Genomic DNA, 867 nt, shown 5'->3' on the forward strand with positions numbered 1-867 from the left:
CGCCGCAGAGCGTGCTGAGCCTGCTCCAGGGCTAAGCGTCGCCAGCTGCATTGCGCCACCGAGGCCCCTCCGCAAGGAGGGGCCTTTTTTGTTTCCTCTTCCCGCGACGGGCCGTCGCATCCCGGAGGAAGCGCCATCTCCGCGCGTTGCCGGTCCTCGACGCCGAAGGCGAGCGCTGCCATGACTGGCAGGGCGACGGCCAGCTGACGGCGTGGCCATGCTATTCGCGGCGATCCCGTGCATGCGACCCGTTATGCGGGATCGACGGGAGACAGCCATGACCACCGACCGCCTGCGCTGTCGCGCGACACGTGACCAGTGGGCTGGATGGCGGTCAGCAGTTGGCGATGACCGTGGCCGCACTTCAAGATCGCCTGTCATGCGTCATCAACGCAGTGCACGACCTGAAAGCGCGCTGGCATTGCCTACATCGCCGGACAACCGACGCTCCTTCTACTTCATCGCCATGGACGGCCGTAAGGCGATCAAACAGGTAGAGGGAGAGATGGCCAAGCCGTCGCGTCGCGATGCGCTGCGTACCGGCAGGTCAAGCGTTCGCGTCGTCGACGCGACACACGATCGAGAGCATCGCGCGCATCGCCCTCGGCGCGATCCAGGCCGCTCTTTCCCCGACTTGTGCAAGACGCCTAAAGTTTGACGAAGCGCGGCCGAAACAAGCCTTTCGCCGCGTTTCTGGTGTCACGCAAATCGCCGAAACGCCAAATTTTCGGCAGTAAATCCCTAAAGGTTGCGCACCGACTGCCGTTACTTATACCAGCAGCGGCACTGGCCAATTGATGGCCCCCTGCGGAGGCTCCAGGCACCAATGGGTTGCCGGACAAATCGCTTAGAGGAGATATCAAAATG

At 63.0% G+C, this 867-nt stretch carries 1 protein-coding gene; it reads left to right on the forward strand.

Translation table 11 applies throughout. From position 1 onward, the window contains the following. Positions 1-379 precede the first annotated feature (379 nt). Positions 380-658 (forward strand): hypothetical protein, encoded by a 279-nt coding sequence (locus tag D588_RS27925; RefSeq protein WP_157836470.1) that lies wholly within the window; start codon positions 380-382, stop codon positions 656-658. Positions 659-867 lie beyond the last annotated feature (209 nt).

Origin of the sequence: Xanthomonas sp. SHU 308, assembly GCF_000364645.1 — a bacterium.
Lineage (GTDB): Bacteria > Pseudomonadota > Gammaproteobacteria > Xanthomonadales > Xanthomonadaceae > Xanthomonas_A > Xanthomonas_A sontii.